Origin of the sequence: Anoxybacillus sp. MB8, from assembly GCF_011006755.1 — a bacterium.
Classification (GTDB): Bacteria; Bacillota; Bacilli; order Bacillales; family Anoxybacillaceae; genus Anoxybacillus; species Anoxybacillus gonensis.
Genome location: NZ_RXXX01000094.1, coordinates 1 through 1,269, shown reverse-complemented (window position 1 = coordinate 1,269; position 1,269 = coordinate 1). Strand labels below are relative to the sequence as shown.

1 protein-coding gene is annotated in these 1,269 nt (G+C 47.0%); it reads left to right on the top strand.

Going from position 1 to position 1,269, the window contains the following annotated elements:
* Nucleotides 1–1,269: DDE-type integrase/transposase/recombinase (locus EKC99_RS15255; RefSeq protein ID WP_240468906.1), on the top strand; the 1,269-nt coding region annotated here is incomplete at both ends.

Genomic DNA, 1,269 nt, shown 5'->3' with positions numbered 1-1,269 from the left:
ATTTACTAGGTGTACTTTTTGGAAAGTCCCTCACAGACTGGGATGACGAAGAACCGGTGAATCAATCGTATCAGAAACTCCAAGTCGATGAACTGCCTGTCATCGAAACGCTTCCGCGTTTAGACTATCGTCATCTTCTTGTCGAATACGAACAACAACACGGAAAACCGTTGAAGCCGATCAAGAGGCACGCGAACACGAAAACCACGGTGCCTGATGCATTGACGTGTCCACAGTGCCAAGCGCCATCTAATTATGTGTACGCCAACAACGGAGGTAAAGGGCAGTATCAATGCAAAGTGTGTCGTTGCCGTTTCAACCATCGTAGCCGTTTTGCCAAACAAGTGATTTTTCGGTGCCCACATTGTTTAAAGGCACTCGAGAAAATCAAAGAGCGCAACGATTATTACATCCACAAATGTAAGAATGATGATTGCTCGTTTTACCAAGCAAACTTGCGACAGATGACACCTCAGGAAAAAGAACAGTTTCAACATGCGCCGTATGCCTTTAAAGTTCGATACATTTTCCGTGAGTTTCTCTTTGATTTTCAGCCGTTGGCACCGTCGTCACCGATACAGTCGAAGGTGGATTTGTCGCGTCTTTCCGTGTCTTCGCATACACTCGGACTCATCTTGACGTATCACGTCAACTATGGGCTCTCCGCGCGGAAAACAGCGAGGATCATGAAAGACATTCATGGGTTGTCGATTTCTCATCAGACCGTCATCAACTATGCCAACAGTGTTGCGCTGATCGTCAAACCTTTCATCGATCACTTTCCTTACGAACTGTCTGGTTCTTTTTGCGGCGACGAGACGTATATCCGCGTCAAAGGGTGCTGGCATTACTTGTTTTTTATGTTTGATGCCGTGAAAAAGGTCGTGCTGTCTTACCGGGTCTCTCCACATCGGGATACACTCTCTGCCATCCGTGCGATCGATGATGTTCTCAAGAAACTGCCGTCCATTCCTAAAGATTTGTCTTTTGTCGTCGATGGCAACCCGATCTACTTGTTGGCGCAGCACTTTTTCGCCCAACAAGGGATTTCTTTCGATGTCCGTCAAGTCATCGGGCTGACAAACGAGGATCCTGTGTCCGAGGAATATCGACCACTTAAACAGATCATTGAACGATTCAATCGAACGTTTAAAGGCAACTACCGACCGACTCATGGGTTTGGCGCAGAAGAAGGCTCGGTTTCCTTTGTCACACTCTTTGTGGCGTATTTCAACTTCTTGCGTCCGCATAGCGCGTTAGAAAAACGGG